15 protein-coding genes and 5 pseudogenes are annotated in these 22,058 nt (G+C 69.6%); 12 read left to right on the plus strand and 8 right to left on the minus strand.

Going from position 1 to position 22,058, the window contains the following annotated elements; all coding sequences use genetic code 11:
* Positions 1–40: 40 nt before the first annotated feature.
* Genes OG448_RS00290 through OG448_RS00300 form a run of 3 tightly spaced genes read left to right on the plus strand, consistent with a single transcriptional unit; the run spans position 41 to position 2,503 of the window.
* Entirely contained in the window at positions 41–844 is an 804-nt protein-coding gene (locus OG448_RS00290) for an alpha/beta fold hydrolase (protein WP_405550498.1), read from the plus strand.
* The gene (locus OG448_RS00295) at positions 844–2,166 is read left to right on the plus strand and encodes a PP2C family protein-serine/threonine phosphatase (RefSeq protein WP_405558613.1); all 1,323 of its coding nucleotides are present in this window, start codon (positions 844–846) and stop codon (positions 2,164–2,166) included. The genes OG448_RS00290 and OG448_RS00295 overlap by 1 nt, the downstream gene beginning before the upstream one ends.
* Before the next feature lie 13 nt (positions 2,167–2,179).
* The gene (locus tag OG448_RS00300) at positions 2,180–2,503 is read left to right on the plus strand and encodes an STAS domain-containing protein (protein ID WP_405550499.1); all 324 of its coding nucleotides are present in this window, start codon (positions 2,180–2,182) and stop codon (positions 2,501–2,503) included.
* 173 nt (positions 2,504–2,676) lie between these two features.
* Here the strand turns inward: OG448_RS00300 and OG448_RS00305 are convergent, their stop codons facing one another.
* The 5 genes and pseudogenes from OG448_RS00305 to OG448_RS00325 form a co-directional block, all read right to left on the minus strand.
* Positions 2,677–3,084, minus strand: coding sequence for an STAS domain-containing protein (locus OG448_RS00305; protein ID WP_405550500.1), 408 nt, complete (start codon positions 3,082–3,084; stop codon positions 2,677–2,679).
* A 167-nt stretch (positions 3,085–3,251) separates the two neighbouring features.
* Positions 3,252–3,563: an STAS domain-containing protein gene (locus OG448_RS00310; RefSeq protein WP_405550503.1), complete on the minus strand. Its 312-nt coding sequence runs from the start codon at positions 3,561–3,563 to the stop codon at positions 3,252–3,254.
* A pseudogene (locus OG448_RS00315) lies at positions 3,563–4,096 on the minus strand (ATP-binding protein); the annotation flags it as partial. The pseudogene OG448_RS00315 and the gene OG448_RS00310, both read right to left, overlap by 1 nt.
* Positions 4,009–7,737 (minus strand): response regulator, encoded by a 3,729-nt coding sequence (locus tag OG448_RS00320; RefSeq protein ID WP_405550504.1) that lies wholly within the window; start codon positions 7,735–7,737, stop codon positions 4,009–4,011. The gene OG448_RS00320 and the pseudogene OG448_RS00315, both read right to left, overlap by 88 nt.
* Positions 7,738–8,278: 541 nt before the next feature.
* Positions 8,279–8,755: a MarR family winged helix-turn-helix transcriptional regulator gene (locus tag OG448_RS00325; protein ID WP_405550507.1), complete on the minus strand. Its 477-nt coding sequence runs from the start codon at positions 8,753–8,755 to the stop codon at positions 8,279–8,281.
* Positions 8,756–8,822: 67 nt separating this feature from the next.
* On the opposite strand from OG448_RS00325, the gene OG448_RS00330 reads away from it, so the two are divergent.
* The gene (locus tag OG448_RS00330) at positions 8,823–9,746 is read left to right on the plus strand and encodes an alpha/beta hydrolase (RefSeq protein ID WP_405550509.1); all 924 of its coding nucleotides are present in this window, start codon (positions 8,823–8,825) and stop codon (positions 9,744–9,746) included.
* Between the two features lie 165 nt (positions 9,747–9,911).
* Positions 9,912–10,355 (plus strand): annotated as a pseudogene (locus tag OG448_RS00335) (transposase); the annotation flags it as partial.
* A 75-nt stretch (positions 10,356–10,430) separates the two neighbouring features.
* Here OG448_RS00335 and OG448_RS00340 read toward each other — a convergent pair.
* Positions 10,431–10,547, minus strand: a pseudogene (locus OG448_RS00340) (TetR family transcriptional regulator); the annotation flags it as partial.
* Positions 10,548–10,858: 311 nt separating this feature from the next.
* On the opposite strand from OG448_RS00340, the gene OG448_RS00345 reads away from it, so the two are divergent.
* Positions 10,859–12,442: a serine/threonine protein kinase gene (locus OG448_RS00345; RefSeq protein ID WP_405550510.1), complete on the plus strand. Its 1,584-nt coding sequence runs from the start codon at positions 10,859–10,861 to the stop codon at positions 12,440–12,442.
* 40 nt (positions 12,443–12,482) lie between these two features.
* Positions 12,483–12,641: pseudogene (locus OG448_RS00350) on the plus strand (LLM class F420-dependent oxidoreductase); the annotation flags it as partial.
* Positions 12,642–12,911: 270 nt separating this feature from the next.
* Here the strand turns inward: OG448_RS00350 and OG448_RS00355 are convergent.
* Both OG448_RS00355 and OG448_RS00360 read right to left on the minus strand, forming a co-directional pair.
* Positions 12,912–13,688, minus strand: a complete 777-nt coding sequence (locus OG448_RS00355) for a hypothetical protein (RefSeq protein ID WP_405550512.1) — start codon at positions 13,686–13,688, stop codon at positions 12,912–12,914.
* A 227-nt stretch (positions 13,689–13,915) separates the two neighbouring features.
* Complete coding sequence (locus OG448_RS00360) at positions 13,916–14,356, minus strand: ALF repeat-containing protein (protein WP_405550514.1); 441 nt, start codon at positions 14,354–14,356, stop codon at positions 13,916–13,918.
* A gap of 851 nt (positions 14,357–15,207) precedes the next feature.
* Between OG448_RS00360 and OG448_RS00365 the strand changes: the two genes are divergently transcribed.
* The 5 genes and pseudogenes from OG448_RS00365 to OG448_RS00385 all read left to right on the plus strand — a co-directional run bounded on the left by OG448_RS00365 (position 15,208) and on the right by OG448_RS00385 (position 21,845).
* Entirely contained in the window at positions 15,208–16,425 is a 1,218-nt protein-coding gene (locus OG448_RS00365) for a phospholipase D-like domain-containing protein (RefSeq protein ID WP_405550516.1), read from the plus strand.
* Positions 16,426–16,874: 449 nt separating this feature from the next.
* Entirely contained in the window at positions 16,875–17,492 is a 618-nt protein-coding gene (locus OG448_RS00370; protein WP_405550517.1) for an ArsR/SmtB family transcription factor, read from the plus strand.
* Complete coding sequence (locus tag OG448_RS00375; protein ID WP_405550518.1) at positions 17,492–18,832, plus strand: MFS transporter; 1,341 nt, start codon at positions 17,492–17,494, stop codon at positions 18,830–18,832. Before OG448_RS00370 ends, OG448_RS00375 begins: the two co-directional genes overlap by 1 nt.
* 745 nt (positions 18,833–19,577) lie before the next feature.
* Positions 19,578–20,456 (plus strand): annotated as a pseudogene (locus tag OG448_RS00380) (AMP-binding protein); the annotation flags it as partial.
* A 33-nt stretch (positions 20,457–20,489) separates the two neighbouring features.
* A complete protein-coding gene (locus OG448_RS00385) occupies positions 20,490–21,845 on the plus strand; it encodes a condensation domain-containing protein (protein WP_405550521.1) in 1,356 nt (451 codons plus the stop codon).
* The last annotated feature ends 213 nt before the right edge of the window (positions 21,846–22,058 follow it).

Below are 22,058 nucleotides of genomic sequence, written 5' to 3' on the forward strand. Positions count from 1 at the left end.
CCGGTCCGGGTCTGCCGGGCCAAGTGACAGTATGGCGGGAATGGATATTCGCAGCAGGAACAACGTGACGGTCACCGGCCCGGCCGAGGGGCCGGTGGTAGTGCTGGCGCACGGTTTCGGCTGTGATCAGAACATGTGGCGGCTGGCGGTGCCGGCCTTGGAGAAGCGGTACCGGGTAGTGCTGTTCGACTATGTCGGCTCTGGCGGTTCGGATCTGTCGGCGTTCACCCAAGAGCGGTACTCCTCACTTGAGGGCTACGCCCAGGATGTGGTGGAGGTCTGCGACGAGCTGGACCTGGAAGGGGCGGTGTTCGTCGGGCATTCGGTCAGCGCCATGGTGGGGGTGCTGGCCGCGCGGATGGCACCGCGGCGGATCGGGGCACTGGTGATGGTCGCTCCGTCTCCCTGCTACATCGACGACGACGGCTATCGGGGCGGCTTCACCGCAGATGACATCGATGAGCTGCTGACCTCGCTGGAGTCGAACTACCTGGGCTGGTCCTCCGCGATGGCCCCGGTGATCATGGGCAATCCGGGCCGGCCGGAACTGGGCCAGGAGCTGACCAACAGCTTCTGCGCCACCGACCCGGACATCGCGGCGGTTTTCGCCCGCACCACTTTCCTGTCCGACAGCCGCGAGGACCTGAAGAGTGTGACGGTGCCGACTCTGGTACTGGAGTGCTCCCAGGACGTGATCGCGCCCCGCGAGGTCGGCGCGTACGTGCACGCCGCGATTCCCTCCTCCCGTCTCGTCACTCTGGATGCCATCGGGCATTGCCCGCAGCTGAGCGCCCCCGAGACCACCAACAAAGCGGTGCTCGACTTTCTGGAGTCCTTGCGGTGATGTGCAGCACCGGCGAGGAGCCGGACCCGGTGGGCATCCGGGACGCGGCGGGCACGGATGCCGCTTTCACGGCCCTGCTGGAGGACAGTGCCGAGGACCTGTACGAAGCGGCACCCTGCGGCTACCTCTCGACGCTGATGGACGGCACCATCGCCAAGATCAACACCACGCTGCTGGACTGGCTCGGTCTCACGCGCGAGACGGTGGTGGGCAGATTCCGCTTCCCTGACCTCCTCACCGTCGGCGGAAAGCTCTACCACGAAACGCACTTCGCGCCCCTGCTGCGCATGCAGGGCGAACTGCGCGGCATCGCCCTGGAGATGAAGGCCGCCGAGGGACGCCGTCTACCGGTGCTGGTCTCCTCCGTGGTCAAACACGGCAGTGAGGGCGAGCCGCTACTGATCCGCACCACCGTCTTCGACGCCTCCGACAGGCGCGCCTACGAGCAGGAACTCCTGCGCCGTCGCAAGGAGGCCGAGCAGGCACGCGCCGAGGCCGAGCGGGCGCATGCGGAGGCGGAAGCGGCCCGCCGGCAGGCCGAGGCCGACCGGGAACGGCTGGCCGACGCGCTCGCTGTGCTGCAGCGGTCCCTCGTGCCCTCCTCGCTGCCCGCCGTGCCGGGACTGGAGGTTGCCGTCTCCTATCACACCGCCTCCCCCGACCGTCTCGGAGGCGACTTCTACGACCTGTTCCCCCTGGGCGAGGGCCGCTGGGCGTTCTTCCTCGGCGACGTGTGCGGCAAGGGCCCCCAGGCGGCCTCCCTCACCTCCCTGACCCGCTACACCCTGCGCACCGCGGCCCTGCACGATCCCGAGCCCACCGCGGCCCTGACCACACTGAACTCGGTCCTGCACGAGCGGTACGCCGCCAGCGGGGACCCCCGCTACTGCACCGTCATCTTCGGCGTCATCGAACCCGGCGCCGACGACGGCCACACCACCGTCCGACTTGCCTCCGGCGGCCACCCCCCGACGCTCGTCATACGGGCCGACGGCCGGACCGACTACCTCCACACCCCCGGAGGGCTCCTCGTGGGCGTCCTGCCCACCGCCCCGTTCAGCACCGCGCAGACCACTCTCGCCCCGGGCGACACGCTCCTGCTCTACACCGACGGTCTCACCGAGGCCCGGACAGGCCCCACCCGCGAGCACATGTTCGGCGATGACGCACTGCGCGCCTTCGCCACCGACCACGCACCCACCACACCCCAGCAGTTGATAACCGCCCTGACCGGGCTGCTGGAAGGCTTCGGCGACGGCCTGGACGACGACACCGCCCTGCTGGCCCTCGGTGCCCCCGCAGCCCACCCGACCGATCGCTAACGAATCAGCCAGAATGAGCCCGCTGAACATCACCCACCACGACGCCGTCACCGGACCTGTTCTCCACGTGGCCGGTGACCTCGACTACGCACAGGCCATCGCCCTGCGCGAACAGGTCGAAAGCTTCGCCCTGAGCCCCGGTCAGAACCTGGTCATCGACCTGTCCGATCTGGAGTACTGCGACTCCACCGGCCTCACCGTCCTCCTCGCCGCTCGCCAGCGCGCCCAGACCGCCGGCGCCGACATGGCCCTGGCCGCCGTCCCCGCCGACACCCTGCGCATCCTGAACATCACCGGCCTGGACCAGATCTTCACCATCCACCCCGGAAGCGCGTGAGCTTCTGCGCCCCCGGGGGGGCGGATCGTCGCCGGGTGACGATCCACCGCCACGGCTGCGACGTTTCAACGGCGGCCGGGCCACTCGCGTGCCCGGGCCGACAGGGCTGCTGGCAGCGAGCTGCCACGCAAGGTCTCTGCGGTCACGCGGCATCGCAGCCGCGCCGGCAGGCGTCAGGCTGACGTTTCGGTGCCGGCGCAGGCGTTGCCCGTAGGTTCGTCGGGGGTCTGGCCGGCCAGGGCATCAGCGACCGTCGCATGGATCGGCAGCAGCTGGGAGATGCCGGTCACGGTGATCATCCCCATCAGGCGGTCGGGAACGCCGGCCAGGCTGAGCGAGCCGCCCGCCTGCTGGGCCGCGTGCAGGAGGCCGATGAGGGTGCTGAGGCCGGTTGAGTCGAAGTAGTCGGTTTGTGCCAGGTCGAGGACGAGATGCGGGCCGGCTTCTTCGAGGACGGGCAGGACGTGCGCGCGCAGGGTGGATGCAGTGTGCAGGTCCACGTCTCCGGTGACGGTGACGACGGTGGCGCGTGCGCTGGGGTGCTGGACGGTCACATGGAGGGTATCGGTCACGTCGGTCATCACTCCTGGCCGGGGTGCTCGTGTGCTGGGATGGTGTAGCGGCGCAAAGCGGCGCACCGCCGCTGTCCGGGCCTGCTCGACCTGCGCGTCCGGCACCGGCTGCGGGCGCCGCCCGGGAGCCGGTTCGACGGTCGGAGCCTGCCGGGTCATCGGGTTCTCTCCACCGGTCACCGCGGCGGCGCCTCGTCAGGTCCCACCTCGTGGACGGTGGCCAGACTGGCGAGGCCCGAGACGGCGAGGACGGGTTCCAGCAGCGGAGTGGTGATGAGCTCCAGCCGGTCGGCGTGGGCGAAGAGCACGCTCAGTCCGGCGCTGTCGAGGTACTCCACCGCGGTCAGGTCCAGGACGAGCGGCCCAGAGCTGGCGGCGAGGGCATCGGCCAGGGAGCCTGCATTGCTCATGTCGATCTCGCCGTGGACCGCGAGTCGTGGAGTACCGTCCGCGCTCCGACCGGGAGTGAGAGTGATGGGGGTGGTCATCAGGCGATCCTCATCTGCATGTCGACAGTGGTGCCGGACGGGCCGGGGGTGATGGTGACCTGCTGCATCATGGCCCGCATGAGCGCCACGCCGCGGCCACGGTGGGCGTTGAGCTCGGGCTGCGGGACCTTCCACCGGCCGCTGTCGGCGACCGTCAGGCGCAGGTTGTCGACGAGGGCCTCGGCGCGCAGCCGCACCCCTTGCCCCGGGGCGTGCCGGTGGCCGTGCTCGATGGCGTTGGCACACGCCTCCCCGGCGGCGACGAGAACGTTCTGCACGGTGGTCGGGGACAGCTCGCACTGGGCGAGCCAGCTGCGCAACGCCTTGCGGACCGGCGCGAGCTGGGAGGACTCGGCCGGGAAGGACATCTCCAGCGGCGCTGGATGGCGATACAACAAGAGGGCCACGTCGTCGTCGTAGCCTCCGGCCGGTGCGAGCCGCGCCATCACCTCGGTGGCGAGGTCGTCGACGGGCACGTTGCGGCCCTTCTGCACGACGTCGCTCGCCTGGTCGATTCCCACGCTGAGCGGTCGCCGGCGGCGTTCGACGAGGCCGTCGGTGTACAGCAGAAGCGTGGCCCGTGCGGGCAACACGCACTCACCGTCCGGTCCGGACGCTGCCTTCCGGGGCGTATGGCCAGGGGCAGGGACCGTCCCTCGTCCAGCAGCCGGGTGGTGCCGTCGGGGTACGCGATGATGCCCGGCGGGTGCCCGGCGCTGGAGTATGTCAGTCGGCCTGTGTCGGGGTCGAGGACCCCGCAGAAGACAGTGGTGCTCGAGGCACCGGGCACGCCCACGGCGAACTGGTCGAGTGCCATCAGCGTCCCGGAGGGGCTGGGAGTCTGCAGCAGCAGCGCGCGGCAGGCGCTGCGCAGCTGCCCCATCACGCTGGCGGCTTCCAGGCCCCGGCCTACGCAGTCGCCGACGACGATGCCGATCCGCCGGTCCGGCAGGATGACCGTGTCGTACCAGTCACCTCCCACCTCCAGCGGGCGGGTGGCGGGCTCGTAGCGGACAGCGAAGCCGTCGGGGAGCCGGTCCGGGCCGAGGATGGCGCGTTGCAGCGCGATCGCGGTCTCGCGCTGCTGGTCGATCTGGTGTGCCCGCACCAGTCCCTGGGCCAGGTGTCCGGCCAGCAGCGACAGCAGCAGCTGGTCCTCCGGGGTGAAGGGCCGGTGTTCGCCCAGATCGATCCAGAGGGCGAGCGGGCCGTCGGGGTGCTCCAGCAGCACACCGGCTCCGGTGTCCTTGCAGACCGGCGCGAGCGGTGCTTGGCCGCGCAGGCCGGCGAGTGCATCGCGGCGCTCCGGGGGCAGATCCTCCCACCGCTGCTCCGCGTCCGTGGCCGTCAGCTCGGGCGCGTCGTGCCGGCCGAAGACGGCGGCCATCACACTGCGCGCCTGCCACAGGCCCCTCAGTTCGGCAAGGGCAGCGGACAACGCCTCGGGCAGACTTGCGGCCCGGGACAGGGAGGTGCTCAGCGCGGCCAGCGCCGTCTCGCGCTGGATGGCATAGTGCTCGGCGGTGACGTCCCGGAAGGTGCCGACGGTGACCCGGCGCCCGGTATCCGGGTCCTCGGCCTTGTTGTAGGTGGCGGTCACCCACACTCGGTGCCCGTCGCGGTGGGTCACCGGGATCGTGTAGGAGCCCTGGGACCTTTCGAGCAGGTCGGCGAACGCGTCCCCGACCTTCCGGTGCGCCTCGGCATCGGTGGAGGTGTCCGGCCACCAGGGGTGGATGGGTGCGTAGGGCAGACCCTCCGGTCCGTAGCCGAGAATATCGGTGAACGCGGCATTGATCTCCACGACCGCTCCGGACTCGTCGCAGACGAAGAACGCCTCCTGCAGGGACTCGATGAGAGCCGTCCGCCAACGGACATGATGCGTGCGCAGCCGGGCCAGTTCGACGTTCGCACGCACCCGCGCCAGAAGCTCGGCGGCGGCGAACGGCTTGACCAGGTAGTCGTCGGCGCCCGCCTGCAAGCCCTCGATGGACGCTTCCTGCCCTGCCCGGGCCGACAGCAGCAGCACGGGTACCGAGACCGTGCGCGCGTCACCGCGCAACCTTGCCACCAGCTCCAGCCCGTCCAGCCGGGGCATCATCACATCGCTGACGACGAGGTCGGGGGCATCGCGGCGGACGGACCGGAGGGCTTCCGCTCCGTCCGAGACGGCGGTGACGTCATAGCCCGCCCCGTCCAGAAGGCGCGTAAGGTACTCGCGCATGTCGGCGTTGTCGTCGGCCACCAGCACCCGGGCGCGGACCGCGGGCGCCGGACTCTGCGGGGTGGCACTCACCGCGTCCCGCACCAGCGGGTCGTCGGCCGGTCCGCCGGTACCCTGCTCAGGCCGCCAGCGCATGGCCTCCTGGAGGTAAGGGTCAGCGGTGCTGGAAGCAGCGGTGCTGCCCGCTGCGGACACCACGGTCCCGGCGGCCAGATGACCGGACCCGAACGGCAGCCGAATGGTGAACGCGGTTCCTTCGCCCTCGGTGCTCTCGGCAGTGATCACGCCGCCGTGCAGAGCGACGAGCTCCTGCACCAGGGCCAGCCCGATCCCGCTGCCCTCGTTCGAGCGGGAGCGGGCGTTCTCGATACGGTGAAACCGCTCGAACAGCCGGGGCATCTCCGCCTCCGGCACACCGATGCCGGTATCGGCGACCGTGACCACGGCGTGCGCACCCGCTCCCCGCACGCTCACCCGGATGGCACCGTCGAAGGTGAACTTCAGCGCGTTGCTCAACAGGTTGAGCACCACCTTCTCCCACATGCCGCGGTCGACGTAGACCGGCTCGTCCAGCGACGGGCACTCCACCTGGAAGGTGAGGCCGGCCTTCTCGACTGCCGAACGGAAGACGCTGGCCAGCTCGGCGGTCACCACACCCAGGTCGACCGGCTCGTAACGAGCCTGCATGCGGCCGGCCTCGATACGGGAGAAGTCCAGCAGCGTGTTGACCAGCTTGCCCAGCCGCAGCCCGTTGCGGTGGATGACGTCGAGCTCCTGCCGCACCTGCTCGTCGGCGCCGGCGAGCCGGACGCGCAGCTCCTCGACAGGCCCCATGATCAGGGTCAGCGGCGTCCGGAACTCATGGCTGATGTTGGAGAAGAAGGCCGTCTTGGCCCGGTCCAGTTCGGCCAGTTCCTCCGCCCGACGCTGCTGCGCCTCGTAGTTCCGGGCGCTGCCGACACCGGACGCGATGTGTCCCGCGGTCAGCTCGATGAAACCCCGGTAACCCTGGTCCAGGACCCGGTAGCGGTTCAGGCCCACCACCAGGAAGCCGTACGGCGCGCTGCCCTGCTGGAGGAGCGGGACCACGAGTGCCTGTACGGGCGGTTCGGGCCAGTCCCCGCGGGGCAGGCCGGTGAAGACGTCGCCATCGAGCTGCACGACCGCCGTCTCGCCTCTGGTCAGAGCCGCGGCGGGCCACACGCCGTCCGGGTCGTCGGCCGGGAGGAGTGCCGGGCCGGCCGGGTGACCGGCGGGAATGCCGGTCGTTCCGGCCAGCCGGGCGTCCTCCTCGTCGAAGAGATAGGTCAGGGTGAAGGGCAGATCCTTCCGATTGCGGTTCAACTGCCGGTCGACGAAGGCCAGCACCTCCTGCTCGGTACGGATCACACTCGGGTCCGAGCCCAGGTCCCGCAACGTGGTCATCCGCCGCTCGCCGATCACCCGTTCGGTGTCCTCGCTGACCACGCAGAGCATGCCGACCACCGCACCGGCGTCGTCCCGCAGAGGGCTGTAGGAGAACGTGTGGTACGTCTCCTCGCTGTAGCCGGAACGCTCCAGGAACAGCAGCAGCCCCTCGTCCCAGGTGGCCTCACCGGTGCTGAGCACGGCGTCGATACGGGGGCCGATGTCGTGCCAGATCTCCGCCCACACCTCGTTCGCGGGACGGCCCAGCGCCCACGGGTACTTCCGGCCCAGCGTGTCCCGCCGGTAGGCGGCGTTGCAGAAGAAGGTCAGTCGCTCGCCCCAGGCCATCCACATGGGAAACCGGGAGGACAGCAGGATGCTGACCGCCGTGCGCAGGCTCTGCGGCCACTCCTGCGGCGGACCGAGGGGCGTGGCCGCCCAGTCCACCTCGCCGAGGTCCCGGCCGACCTCGCGGTCGGCGGCGAACACATCGCCGTCGGCCGCCGTCGGCGGCTTTTGTTCAGCGTCGTCCGAACGCGCCACGCGACACCCTTCCACTCATGCCAGCCCACCCCAGAAACCACCATCACGCAGAACTGCGCGCGAGGGCCCGCAGCGGGCATGGCGATGCCCGCCGTCTGCCCGGAACCATCGCCCCGTATGCACCCCCCTGGCATGCCCCCCGGCACGACTGACAGCCCTCCAGTCCGACCATGGTTCCGCCCAGGCGACTGCGAACATAGGCGCACAGTCGCGGCCCATAGGATAATCCAGCCGAGTGGCGCGACTTGGCCGCCGGTGCGGCTGCCTGAGCAGGACGACGAGGATTGCCGTCGGTGCGCGATTGAGCTTGCGTTCGCTCCCTGTCTCCTCGATCACACGCTCTCTTCCCGACGGACGGAGAAGGCACCCGCGGCAGCCGCCAGGACCGCAGCCTCCACAGTCCGTTTCGGGAGTTGCGGGTCCGGATCGGCACGCAGGAGCACTAGGGCGCGTATCGAGTCGTGATCAATCCGCGGGGTTCACCCTCGTAACGAACGCTGATCACGCGGCTACGGGCAGTCGCACTGGATGCGCATGCCGGTCAGCCTGTGGGCAGGCCGATCTGGTCGCGTTCGAGTACAGAGCGCAACTCCGAGAAGATCTGTGCGGCGGCCGGTCCCGAGGGACCGTCCAGGACGTCTGCGGTCAGCTCGGTCAGTGTCTTGGTGAAGGTCGCCTCCGCCGCCTCGACGAGTTGCAGGCCTCCGGCGGTCAGGTCCAGCAGAGATGAGCGGCGATCCGATGGATTGGTTCGCCGTATGACCCATGCCTGCTTCTCCAGGCGGTCGATGCCCTTGCTGGTCGCGCCGATCCCGATGGCGAATTCGGTGGCGAGGTCCGCGACCCGGGACCCGGGGTGGTCGCGCAGGAAGCGCAGGAACTCGAACTGCGAGGTGACGATCCCGTGCCGCTCGCGAAGGCGGTCGTTCAGCGCGTTGTAGAGGCGCGTCTCGCAGCGGACGAGATCGGCGAAGAAGCCCGGGAGGTCGATCGGGCCACGCCTTGACTTAGATGCCATGGCATATATTCTAACCTAAATGCCTGGGCATATAGTTCTTTGGCATGCACTCGCGATGGAGGCGACAATGAGCAGGCGGCAGCGCGCGGAGATCGACGCGATGGTCCGACGGCCTCAGCCGGAGGCCCCTCGGTCGGTGGAGGAGATCCGCGCCGGGTTCAGGGCGACGATGGGGGAAATGATCGTCCCGGCTGGGATCCGCACCCGGACTGCGACGCTCGGCGATCGCCCCGCGGTGCTCGTCGAGCCAGTCGGCACTCCGAAGGCCGGGACGATCCTCTACTTTCACGGCGGCTCTTACGTGGTCGGTTCACCGGAGACGGCGATGTCGCTGACGGGGAACCTGGTGGTCAAAACAGGGTTCAGGGCGTTCTCCCTGGATTACCGGCTCGCCCCTGAGTATCCGTTCCCGGCCGCGATCGAGGATGGAGTGAGCGCCTACCGCGCACTTCTCGACAGCGGCGAAGACCCTTCGGCGATCGCGTTCGCCGGGGACTCCGCCGGCGGCGGCCTCACCGTCACCACCTGCCTCGCCGCCCGCGACGCGGGCCTGCCTATGCCCGCCGCAATCGTGGCGTTCTCCCCCGGACTAGACATGACCCGGACAGGCGAGAGCATGGACACCAAGGCGGGCATCGACCCGTTCTTCACGCGTGAGGGCCTGGAACACACCGGGACCATGTACCTCGCGGGACAGGATCCGCATCAGCCCATGCTCAGCCCCGCCACCCTCGCCGACCTGACCGGCTTCCCTCCGATGCTTCTGCAGGCGGGCACCAACGAAATACTCCTGGACGACTCCACACGCATCGCCACGCGCGCGAGGGAAGCCGGAGTGGACGTCATCCTGGACATCACCGCTGACGTTCCACATGTCTTCCAGGCGTTCGCCGGCGTCCTGGACGAAGCCGACGAGGCACTGGACCGCGCCGCTCTCTTTCTCAGTCAGCACATCCGCACCAGGGGCACGGCACGCACGTCGGCAGGCTGAAGCCCGCAGGCGGTCTCATACGGACCACGGTCCGAACCCCAGGCCCTGGCTCGCCGTTCCTATTCCTGGCGGCCGGCACCCCACCTCGCTCCGAGGGCCGTTCCGGCCCCCGGTGGTGCGTTCTCCGTGGGCGGTGGCTCATGCGGGGACGCTAGATCTTCTTACGTGACGCGAGTGCAACTGACCGACAACGAATGGGAGTTCGTCGCGCCGTACCTGTCGATCGGCGAGTACGGCCCGTACCCCGAGCGGCTGCGACAGCAGTTCGAGGGCGTGATCTGGCGGTTCAAGACGGGCGGGCAGTGGCGCGAGAGGCCGACCGAGCTCGGCGCCTGGTCGACCGTCCACAACCGCTTCCGGCAGTGGCGTGACCCAGGCATCTTCGAAGCCCTGCTGGACAGCCCGCAGTTCATTCCCGTGCTCAAGAAGATACGGGTCCGCGGGCCCGTCGGCCGCCCCCGCACCCGGCCGGGCGCTGTCGCCGGGGATAAGGCCTACTCGTCCCGCGGTAACCGGGCCCACCTGCACAAACGGCACATTAAGGCCGTCATCCCGGAGAAGAAGGACCAGGCCGCCAACCGGAAGAAGAAGGGCTCCCGTGGTGGTCGGCTACCTGCGCGCCTCGATGATCTGGATCAAAGACCTCCCCTGGACCACCCATTGATCACGACTCGATACGCGCCCTAGCTGGTGGTAAAGCGGCGCCGTGGCGGCGATCAGCAAGCTCCGTGCGTCAGTGTCCTGTGCGGGGAGTTCACCGCGCTCGATGGCACGCTCGACGAGGATCTCGCACTGGGCATGCGACAGTTGTCGCTCCCGGTCCGCTAGAGGGGAACCGCCTCCGCGATGCCGCCCGTTCCCGCTGACCCGACCCTGCTCCACCCGATCGCCGAGCACCCGCGCGTGGTTCTGCCAGGTCGTCAGGAACAAGATCAGCACGCACCCGGACACCCTGTCGACCCAGGATCGTCGAGCACAAGACCCACAGCTCGACTCATTCTGAAACGATCAGTAAAAGGCAGGAACGGCCGTGTGGTCGCACATGCCTTGAACGCACTCCCCCGCGACCCCCGTACCAGAGGGAAAGGTGAGAGCCAGGGCTTCAGCGAGGGATGACCATGGGCAAGGCGCACGTCTCCGCACACGAGTTGATCGCCGGACGCTACCGGATCCTCGAGGTCGTCCACCGCGAGACGAACCGCGTCTGCTGGTACGGCGAGGACGTCGAGGCGGAGCGCCCCCGTCTGCTGACGCAGGTCGGCCTCCCGGAAGGTGCCGACGAGGACACCGTCCGCCGCATCACCGGTCGCGTCCTGCGGAGGTCCGAGACCATGGGCCTGCTGCGGCCGGGCCGGGTCGCCACAGTCGTCGACGCGGTCACCGAGGCCGGCACGCTGTGGACGGTCACCGAGTGGATCGACGGCACGCCGCTGGGCGAACTCGTCACCGAGAAGGGCACGTTCTCGTACGTACGCACCGCCCGCATCGGGCTGGAACTGCTCGACGTGCTGGAGGCAGCGCACGCCGAGGGCATCACCCACGGTGAGCTCAGCCCCGGCCAGGTGTTCGTGCGCGCGGATGGCGGTGTCGTGGTGGCCGGTTACGGCTTGGTGGGCGCGACCCTGGCGCCGCGGCTCACCGCGCCGTCGTACGCCTCCCCGGAGCAGGCCCGGGACGAGCGCGTCGGCCCGGCGACCGATCTGTGGGCGCTCGGCGCGGTCCTGTACACGATGGTCGAGGGCCGCCCACCGTTCCGCGACCGGGGCCTCTTCGAGGCCACGCTGAGGAGCGTGGACCGGCTGCCGCTGCGCAACCCGCTGCGGGCCGGGCCGCTCGCCCAGGCCGTGCAGGGTCTGCTCCGCAAGGACGCGCGGGAGCGGCTCTCCGCTCCCGTGGTCCGTGACGCGCTCGCCCGCGCCCTCAGGGAGGATCCCGGCACGGTCGGCGCGGCGCCGCCCCGGACCCGGCTGCGCGGTGTCTGCGCCGCGGCCCGGCACGCGGGCCGGTCCTGGAACCGGCGCACCCTGGCCGCGGGCACGGCCCTGGCCGTCGTCACCATCGGTCTCGCCGTCCTGGCCGCGGCCCACCGGCTGCCCGGCACCGGCTCCGGGGGCTCCTCCGCCGCCGGCACGGCGAACCGCCCTCCCGCCTCCGCCACCGCCTCGCCGCCGGGCGGGAGCGCCGGGGGCGGTCCATCGCAGCCGTCCGCGACCGCCACGCCGCCGGCCAGGCCGTCCGGTTACCACCTGTACCGGGCCCCGGAGGGGTTTTCCGTCGCCCTTCCCGCGGACTGGTCGCGGCTGCGCACCACGCGGGTACCGGGTCCGGCCTACCGCGTGACGTTCGGCGCGAGCGGTGACGCGCGCACCCTCGCGGTCACCTACAGCGAACGCGTCGGGCCGGACCCGGTGGCCGTGTGGCGGGACGAGGTCGAGCCCGGCCTGAAGCGGACGGGCGGGTACCGGCGGGTCGGGGAGATCCGGGCGACGACGTACCAAGGACGCAGCGCCGCCGACATGGACTGGCTCTCCGGGACCGGTGAGGACCGGGTGCGCACGTTCGGCCGCGGCTTCCTCCTCGGCGGCCGGCGCGGCTTCTCCCTGCGGTGGACGACCCCGGCCGCCGACTTCGGCGCGGCGGTGAACCGGCAGGCACTGGAGGTGTTCCTCACGACGTTCCGGCCAGGGCCGGACTGACCCGCCGATTTCGGCTGCCTCCGGTGGAAACTCGCAGGTCATGGTGCACATCGGATACACGACGATGACCGAGCAGGCCGGGCCCCATGAGCTGGTCGGCCACGTGGCGCGTGCCGAGGAGGTCGGGTTCGACTTCTCCGTCACCTCCGACCACTACTTTCCGTGGCTGCGCCCTCAGGGCCACGCGCCGTACGCGTGGCGGAAGCCTGATGAACTGGACATTGCCCAGGACGCGCTCACAGAATCAGGCGTCCCCGGCGATACCCGCTGGTGGCCCCATCCGCCTCAACGAGCGAGGTGAAGTGGCGCGTCTCGAACGCCCCGACTCGGCCTTGCGCGCCGAACCGCAGACGAGTATCGCAACAGAGTCGCTGCGTTCCTCCCATCCCAGAAGATCGTGCAGCGCCGGCGGAGTCCGTGTCCGGCTCACGACCCGTGCGCAGTGGGCAGAGCGCAGGGGCGGGCCCGATCAGTTGGCCGACGTGTTCCGTGTCATCTCGGCTGCCTCGGTGATGGCGCGTTGCCTGAGATCGCCGAACAGCTGCATCGTGACGGCGGCCAGGACGTCGTCCCCGCCAACTGTCCGCCCGTCCCCGCGGCGGGTGGACAGGGCGAGGAGGGGGTCCTTGAGCAGCGGGGCCGGGGCTGGCTCGCCCGGCACCACCAGACTGACTGTCCCGAACCGCTTGACCCCGCCCTCGCGGACGACCTTGGCCGCGTCCCGGGCCAGGGCCGTCAGGAACACGCTCGCGATTCCGTCCAGGTCGCGGACCATCGCCGGGACCGCCCTCACCCCCCGGCTCCCCAGCAGCCTTCTCACCCCGGCCTCGAACCGGTGGGCGCCAGCCACACCACTCGGTGTACGCGCCCCGCGGCGCTCACGAAGAGACACGAGCGCACCATCGGCGTTGCGCACCTCGCCCATCAGGCCGTGGAAGGTCGGGCTGTGCAGGTACCACGCCGATCCCACCTCCACATCGACGTTCCGGTCGATCGCCGAGATGAGGTCCCTGGGAATCAGCCTCTTCCTGGCATCTTCGGCCGCCGCGCTTCTCGCGCCGTCGATGATCTCCGTCAGCACGGTCCGCGTCACCGACGCGGCGGCCCACGCGGCCGGCCGGGAGACGTGCAACGAGGTCACGTCCCTGAACACCGCTTTGACGAGCTGAGGCTTGAACGGCAGGTCGGTCACGACGGAAGCGGTCTGCGGACCGCTGCGCTCGGTGCGTACGGGTTGTGTGGTCATCGAAGAATGTGCTTTCTGCTGTCGGAGGTGTCGGTGGCCTATGCCGCACCAGGCGGCGAGACCACAGAGCTCTGCGGAGGGCGCCGAGCCGACACCGGGCCTGCCGGGCGGGGCCGCCGGCGCACGGAGGTGCAGGCGGCCCCGCCCGGATTCTCGGCGTTCCGGCGACCGTGCGTGCGGCAGGGGGTGCCGCCCGGGCGACGCGCTGTGGTGCGGCGCCGTGCCGGTCAGGCGACCTGGTACCTGCCGACTTCCAGGAAGTGGCGCAGTGCTTCTGGTGTGTTGTCGTCGAGGGCGGCGTTGGCTGCCGCTCGCAGGGCCGGGCTGATGGACGGGTCGGCGAGGATGCGGGCGATGGCGACGCGGTCGTCCTCGGCCTGGGCGATGCGGTAGCCGGTCTCCAGCCAGGCGCGCATCGCCTCGGGGTCGTTGGCGTCCAGGAGGGCATTGGCTTCTCGTGTCACACGCCGGCCGCTGTCCGGGTCGGCGATGATCCGGACTATGGCCACCCTCAGGTCGTCGGCGTCCGGCTCGTCCGCGGATGAGGACCCCGCGGGCACCGTCACCGCGGTCGGTGCCGCCGTGGCGGCGAAGGACGGAGTGGCGAGCAGGAGGGCCGGGGCAAGGATGCCCGCGGCGATGCCGGGCGCTACGCGATGCAGTCGCAAGGGGAATGCTCCTCTTCGTTCGCTACGGAGGTGAGTTGAGGACGCCTCAGGGCGTTCACTTCGGTGATGCTGCCACCTGGGTCTGACAGTGGCCGTTGCCCCTGCGGTCGCAGGGCACCGTCGCCGCGGACGTGGGCGGTGTTTCATGGCGGCGCGCCTTCGAGAAGGGCGGCCTTGAGCGCGGCTCGTAGCTGTCGGGCGGGGCTGAGTCGGGAGCAGCTTGAGAAGCTCGCCGGGCTCGCGCTGGAGTGGGCGCGCATCCAGGCGCAGGAAGGTGCGGCGTAGCCGCACAGGGCACGGTGACGGGCTGGCCGGACGGCGGCCCCGGGCCACTCCGAGCGGCCGCCTGGCATCAAAAGCTTCTGGTCACGGGTATACCCGTGAAGCGTGGCCGAGTGGCAGCGGCCGGGGGCAACGGCAAGACCCGCTCACGTTCGACACGGACCGGCCGCCGGAGGGCAGGTGCCTCGTACGGGGCCTCGGTCTCGATGCAGGGACTATTCCTGCGGGCGCTGGGTCCACAATCCCCCGCACAGACGCTCGGCAAGGCTTGCCGTGCCCGACCAACGACCAAACTCAGTCCGGGCCGCGGTCGGCGGCGATGCCGGGTGCTGGCACTGGCAGGTTGCCCCGAGTCGGTCGTCCGACTGCCTGACCGCCTGACGGCTGGAATGGGCAAGGACTTGACGCGTGGTCATGTGCGGAGCCGGGCCCCTCGTCGGGGCGCCGACCGCGCTCATCTGCCCAGCGTGCAGGCCCCTATGCTCATGCGCGAGCACCGTGCTCGACGTGCTCGCAATGCCCACGAATGAACCCACCGCCCGTTTTCGGGCTGTCTGAATAGGCGTGCTGTGCATACACTCCTGCGACTTCGCTTCACTCATCTGGTCACGGCCCTGGCGATATCCCTGGGCGCCGTCGTCGGTCTCGGAACGCCGAGCCAGGCCGCGGCGCTCACCAACAACGTCGTCTTCAACAACCCGAACGACGCGACGAGCGAGTACGCGATCGAGAACTACCTCATCGGGCTGATCAACGGGACCCCGGCGGGCGAGACGATCCGCATGTCCTTCTACGCCTTCAACTCGCAGGACTACTACGACGCCCTGGTGGCCGCCTACAACCGCGGCGTCAACGTCAAGATCGTCGCGGACGACTACGCGCCGTCGTCGAACGTCCAGAAGACGACCACCGACCTGGCGGCCGTTCTGGGGACGGACGCCGCCGCCAAGTCGTACGTCCTGCTCTGCAACGGCGGCTGCATCGAGCACAACCCCAGCGGCGGCATCATCAACCACAACAAGTTCTACCTGTTCACGAACACGTCGGGCAGCTCGAACGTGGTGGTCCAGTCGTCGGCCAACATGATCTCCGTCACCTCGGGTGTGAACGGCGGGATCAACGCCTGGAACAACGCGCTGACCGTGGTCGATCAGCCCGACATCTACCAGTCCTACATCGACCGCTTCACCGCCATGAAGGCGGGCCAGATGTCCGGGACGGCGTCGAGCGTCGACTACACGACGGCGACGGGCACCAACACCACCACCGGCACCAGCGCGAAGTCGTACTTCTTCCCTCAGCAGGACACCAGCAAGGACGTCGTCCTCGACATCCTCAACAACATCGACTGCTCGACCAACGGCAGCGTGCATCTGGCCATGTACGACATCAAGGACACGGCCGTCGCGCAGAAGCTGAAGAGCCTCGACGACGCCGGCTGCACGGTCCACGTCGCCTACACCGACCAGGGCACGTCCGACGACACCACGGTCAACGCCCTCAGCGCCTGCGGCCCGCACAACGGCGTGGCCATCTACAAGTTCGACAAGACGGCTCCGCCCGCTGCCATGCTGCACTCGAAGTACCTTGTGGTGAACGCCGATTACCTCGGCACCGAGCAGCAGATCATCTGGACGGGAAGCCTCAACTACACCACCCAGTCCCTGCACGCCAACGACGAGGCGCTGCTGAAGTACAGCGGGACGCCGGAGATCTACACCTCGTACGAGTCGAACTTCACCGCGCTGGAGGGCCTCGGCGCCTACAGCCGGGCCGGGACCTGCTAGACGAGTAAGTCCTATGTCATGGGCTGACGGTCAGGCATGAGCACAGGGTGTTCAAGAGCATGTTGTGACGCAAGACCTGAACACCCTCTGACGCTTCTACTCTCGCGGAGCCAAGGCCCTGTCTCGTTCCAGCGGCGTATCGATGGAGCCGGCGGTCCGACACGGGCTTATGGCGCCCGGCCCGACTGTCCAGAAGGTGCTCGCACGTTCGGGCTCCTGACGCGAACTCGGCGCCGGCGCCCACCACACCGCCGAACCCAATCAGCCAACTGATCAGCCCAGCTCAACCCTCCGGCCACCGATCAAAAAGAACGAACCACGACAACGGACGGGAAGCGGCTGTCGTCGCTGGGGTCGGCGAGCGCGAGGAGGTCCTCGCCACGGAACCGCAAAGAATTTTTCGCGAAGAACTCTTTGCGAAGAACTCTTTGCGGAATATCGTACGGCACATGGCGGATGCAGCGGAGAGGCCGGATGGCCCGGACGGTGAAGAGGACTCGGTTGTTCTGGATGCCAAGGGGCTTCGTGCCCTGGCGCATCCGGTGCGCGTGCAGTTGGTCGGGCTGCTGCGGAAGCACGGCCCGTCGACGGCCACCCGCCTCGCGGAGCGGCTGGACGTGAATTCCGGTACGGCGAGCTACCACCTGCGCCAGCTCGCCGCGGCCGGCTTCGTGGCGGAGGACACGGGGAGGGGGAACGCACGGGAACGGTGGTGGCGTTCGGTCCACCAGCTGACGCGCTTCAACCATGAGGATCTCGCCGAGCGGGAGCCGGAGGCGGCGCTGGCCTACCTGCGGTCGGTGCACAGCGCGTACGTCCTGCGCACCCAGCAAGGGCTCAATGGTCTGCAGACGCTGCCCCGGCCGTGGCGGGAGGTGTTCGACATGAGCGACGCCACGCTCCGCCTCACCCCTGCGCAGGCCCAGGAGTTGCGCAGCGAGATCCTGTCCGTGATCGACCGGTACCCGCGGGCTTCGGCTGAGGAGGACTCCCAGGAAACCGAGCGGGTGTGGGTGAACTTCCAGGTGCTGCCCGAAGGCGACAGCCCCCCGCAGGAGGAGGACTGATGCGCTACCGACAGACCGAAGCCGCCGACCGGGGGCGGTTACGGCCGCTCGGAGGGGTTCTCGCGGCACTGCTGGTCGCACACAGCGGTACCAGGATCTCGGCCATCGCCATTCCGTGGTTCGTGCTTGTCACGACCGGCAGCGCAACGCAGACCGGTCTGGTCGCTTTCTGTGAGATGGGTCCCTATGTGGTGGTCAAGGCCTTCGCCGGGCCGCCGGTGGACCGGATCGGGCCCCGCCGGATCTCCTGGATCGCGGATGTCGTCAGCGCGACTGCCGCCCTGCTGATTCCCCTGCTGCATGCCGAAGGCCTGCTTTCCTTCGGAGGTTTGCTGGCCCTGGTCGCGGTCATCGGCACGGTCCGCAGCCCCGGGGATCTGGCGAAGGACGTCATGATCCCGCAGGCGGCCGAACTCAGCCGAGTGCCGCTGGAACGGGCGACCGGGCTGCAGGGCGTGTTCGATCGACTGGCGGGAACGGTGGGGCCTGCCGCCGGGGGCGCTCTGGTGGGGCTGGTGGGCCCCATGGTCGGGTTGGGCGTCAACGCCGCCTGCTTCGCGCTGGGTTCGCTGATCATCGCCGTAGCGTTGCCCAGCGGCATGGGGCGGCCGCAGAAGCACCCTGCCGGAAAGGGAGAGGAAGAGACCGGGCACGATACCCAGGGGGGATACTGGCACAGCCTGCGGCAGGGCTTCGCGTTTCTGCGCGGGCAGCCGGTACTGCTGGCGCTCTACGCCATGCTCGGCGTCACGAATCTGCTGGACGCAGCGTATGTGGCCGTACTGGTTCCTGTCTGGGCCGCGGGGTCGGGTTACGGTCCTGCCACGATCGGGCTGGTGCTGGCATCGTTCAGCGTCACGGCGACGGTCGGCAGCCTCGTCGCCGCGGCGGTGGCCCATCGGCTGCGGCGCCGGCCGGTGTTCTTCCTCGGCTGGCTCGTCACCGGGGCACCGCGGTTCCTGATCCTGACGGCGGACGTGCCGCTGTGGTGCGTGGCGGCGGTGATAGGCATGGGCGGCCTGGGGGGCGGCTTCATCAACCCGATCATCGGCGCCGTCACGTACGAACGCATACCCCCGGACATGATGGGCAGGGCGCAGGGCATCGGCGACGCCATCACCTGGGCCGGGATTCCCCTGGGCGGTCTCCTCGCGGGCGCCGTCGTGGCGGGAACGGGTCTCACTCCCGCGCTCCTGATCGCGGGCGCCGTGTATTTCCTGACGACCAACCTTACGGGCCTGCGCCCGGAATGGCGTGAGATGGACCGCCACCGCGGTGGGGAACGAGCCGGGCGGAGCCCGGACGTCACCCCGGCGGAGTCTGCCTCATCCGCGCCGTAAAGCCTGTCTGACATTCACGTCGTCGCCCGGAGGGGGCCGCGCGGCGTCGGATGCGGTGCCGCCGGTGCGCACTCGATCCCTGTCACCCTCCGGGTGGAACTGAGTTGGAACTTCGTCTTCGTGGAGGAGACAGAGCACGGTGAGCAGCGGATACCTCTCTTTCCGAGGAGGACCGCAGCGCTTGCGCGGGGCTGCCTGAGAGTGCGGGGCCGGCTCGTCGGCACCTATATTCCTCGCGTCCGCTGCGGCAGCCTCCCCCACCTGTGGAGCGCCGCAGCAGTTGTCGGGTCCGCTCAGATCGATTGATCACACATCACTGCTGGGGTGCCTCTCGCGCCTGGCGCCGACGACAGAGCCGGCGTCACGGCACACAGAAATCCGAAGTGCGAGCTGCCGAAGTGATCGTGCCCTGCTCGAGTTCCACGATCCGGGCTGCGCGAACGAGGGGTTGAGTCAGATATCGGCCGATCAAAGCTTGGAGACATGATGACGGAGTCCAGCGAGTCGACATCTCTGGATCTGGCGGCCGGGCCCGGCACAGCGGTGGTCGCTCCGGCAGCGGAGCACCGTGCTCGCGGGGCCCTGGCCTCGCACAGCGCCCTCGCGGGGTGGGCCCCGCGTCGTGCCATCCGGGCCACGACGATCCACGGCGGGTTCGAGGCCCAGGCCTCACTCGTTCCGCACAGCATCGCGCTGCGTGCCCGAGGTCTGGAGCTGACCTACGAGGAGCTCAACGCGCGCGAACGTCCTGGCGCGCCGGCTGCGCGCCCACGGCGTCAGAGCCGAGTCCCTGGTCGTCGTGTGCCTGCCGCGGTCCGTGGAGTTGCTGGTCAGTTTCCTCGCCGTGATGAAGGCCGGTGGCGCGTACGTGCCGCTGTCGGCCGGTGACCCGGTCCAGCGGCGGCGGCACATCGTGGAGGACGTGCGGCCCACGGTCATCATCACGGACGCCGCCCACCTCGACGACAAGGAGTTCACCGGCTCGACGGCCTTGTGCGTCGACGAGCTGCTGGAGTCGGTCGCGACCGCCGGCCCGGCCGAGCGGGGCAACCTGGACGAGGAGGTCAGGCCGGAACAACTGGCCTACGTCATCTACACGTCCGGATCGAGCGGCCGACCCAAGGGCGTGCTGTGCCCGCACCACGGGGTGGCGAACTACCTGGACTGGGCCGTCGAGACCTACACCAGGCTCGGCACCGACGGTGCTCCGCTCTTCTCCTCGGTCGGCTTCGACATGGTGGTGCCCAACATCTACGCGCCCCTGTGGTGCGGCCAGTCAGTCCGGCTCGTCCCCGACGACCAGGATCTTCCGGCGCAGATATCCGAGGTACTGTCCTCGGGTCCGTACGGCTTCATCAAGCTGACGCCCGGCCAGCTCGACCTGATCACCTCGATGACCGATGCGAGCGGGGCGCGGAGCCTGGCGGGGCTGCTCGCTGTGGGGGCGGACCTCTTCCCGGTGCAGTCGCTGCAGCGTTGGCGCGCTCTCGACACCGCGACGCCCGTTCTCAACGAGTACGGGCCGACCGAGGCCTCGGTGGCCAACGCCTTCTTCATGACCCCGGACGGCTTCTCCGGGGAGACCATCCCGATCGGCAAGCCGATCGAGAACACCTCCATGTGAAGGCAGACGATCGAGTCGGTCGCGCGGCGTTGCATGAGCGCAATTGAGCTTCTGGTCCGGCGGGGGCCGGGGGCACGCGCGGCGCGGGTGCCGTCGGACTTCCCGCTGGCGTCGGTCACGCGGGAGCAGTTGGACCAGGTGCTCAAGGAGACCGGTCGTGCGGACGACCTGTACGACCTCACGCCCCTGCAGAGCGGAATGCTGCTGCACAGCCTCACGGGCGGCGGCTACGGGGGATGTCACGTCATCGAGTGCGCTCCCGGCCTCGACGAATCCGTGGTGGTCGAGGTGTGGCGCGAGCTGGTCCGGCGGCACCCGGTGCTGCGCAGCAGCGTGCACTGGCAGGGTCTGGAGCGGCCGGTCCAGGTGGTGCATCCGGCGGAGTCGGTGGACATCGCGATCGCCGACTGGTCGGAGGGCCTCATCGATACGGCGAGCGACCAGAGCAGGGACTGGCGCCCGCGGGTGACGGTGGCGCGTACCGGTGACCGGCTGAAGGTGGTGCTCAACTGCCATCACCTGTGGATCGACGGCTGGAGCGTCGGCGTGCTGACCGAGGAGGCGAGCCGGCTGTACGGGGCCCTGACGGGCAGCGGAGAGGAGTTGCCGTTGCCGGTGCCCTACCGCCGCTTCGTCGAGTGGCTGCGCGACCCGGAGCGGCAGCATGCGGCGCGCATGTACTGGACGCGTCGGCTCGCGGGCAGTCGTGCGTGCTATCTCGATCCGCCCGGCCATGGGGCCGGGGGCGGGGAGCGCCTGCTCACCCTCGACCTGCCGGCGGCCACCAGGACACACTTCGAACGTCTGGTGAGCAAGCACGGTGTGACACCTGCCATCGCCACCCTCGCGGCGTGGGCAGTCACGGTGTCGGCGACCGTCGGCCGGGACGACGTCATGGTGGGCTGCGTGGTCGACGGGCGGACCTGGGACCTCGCGAAGATCGACCGCGTCGTGGGGCTGGTGATGAACACCGTGCCGGTCATCTGGGATCCGGCCGGTTCGGCGACGGTGGCAACGGCGCTGGCCGGCCTCAGGGACCAGCTGAGCGACACCGTGCGCCACGGCCACCACTCCCTGGCCGACCTCCAGCGCAGGGTGCCGGGTGCGCAGGGCGAGCCCTTCGACAACATCTTCGTCGTCGAGGACGTGTCGGACACGAGCTCCGCCCGGACGTTCCAGCGGGGGCAGGGGTACGAGGAGGTGCACTACCCGCTCTCGCTCACCCTCCTGGTGGAGAGCGGTCAGCCGGTCGCGTTCCGGTTCGCGTTCCACGACGGGGGACTTGACCCCGCGCTGGTCCGTACGCTGGCCGACCGTGTGGTGCGGGCGCTCGGGCTGATGGTGTCGCACGCCTGCGGGCCGGCGGCTTCGCTCCGGACGATGCTGTAGGGAAGTCCGGCGCTCAACAGCAGGCGGCCATCCGGTCGGACGGCCGCCTGCCGTATGTGCTGGGCCACTTGTACCTGCTGTGGCCGCCGCTCGGCACACGGGGCTCGCCGGGCTGCCGTGCGTCGTCTTTTCCGCGGCCCTGCAAGAGGGCCGCCGGCCTCCGGGGCCGGCATGACTGTTTCCCTCTGTCGAACGGATGACCTGGGGGTGGTG

The organism is Streptomyces sp. NBC_01171, assembly GCF_045039805.1.
Taxonomy (GTDB): domain Bacteria; phylum Actinomycetota; class Actinomycetes; order Streptomycetales; family Streptomycetaceae; genus Streptomyces.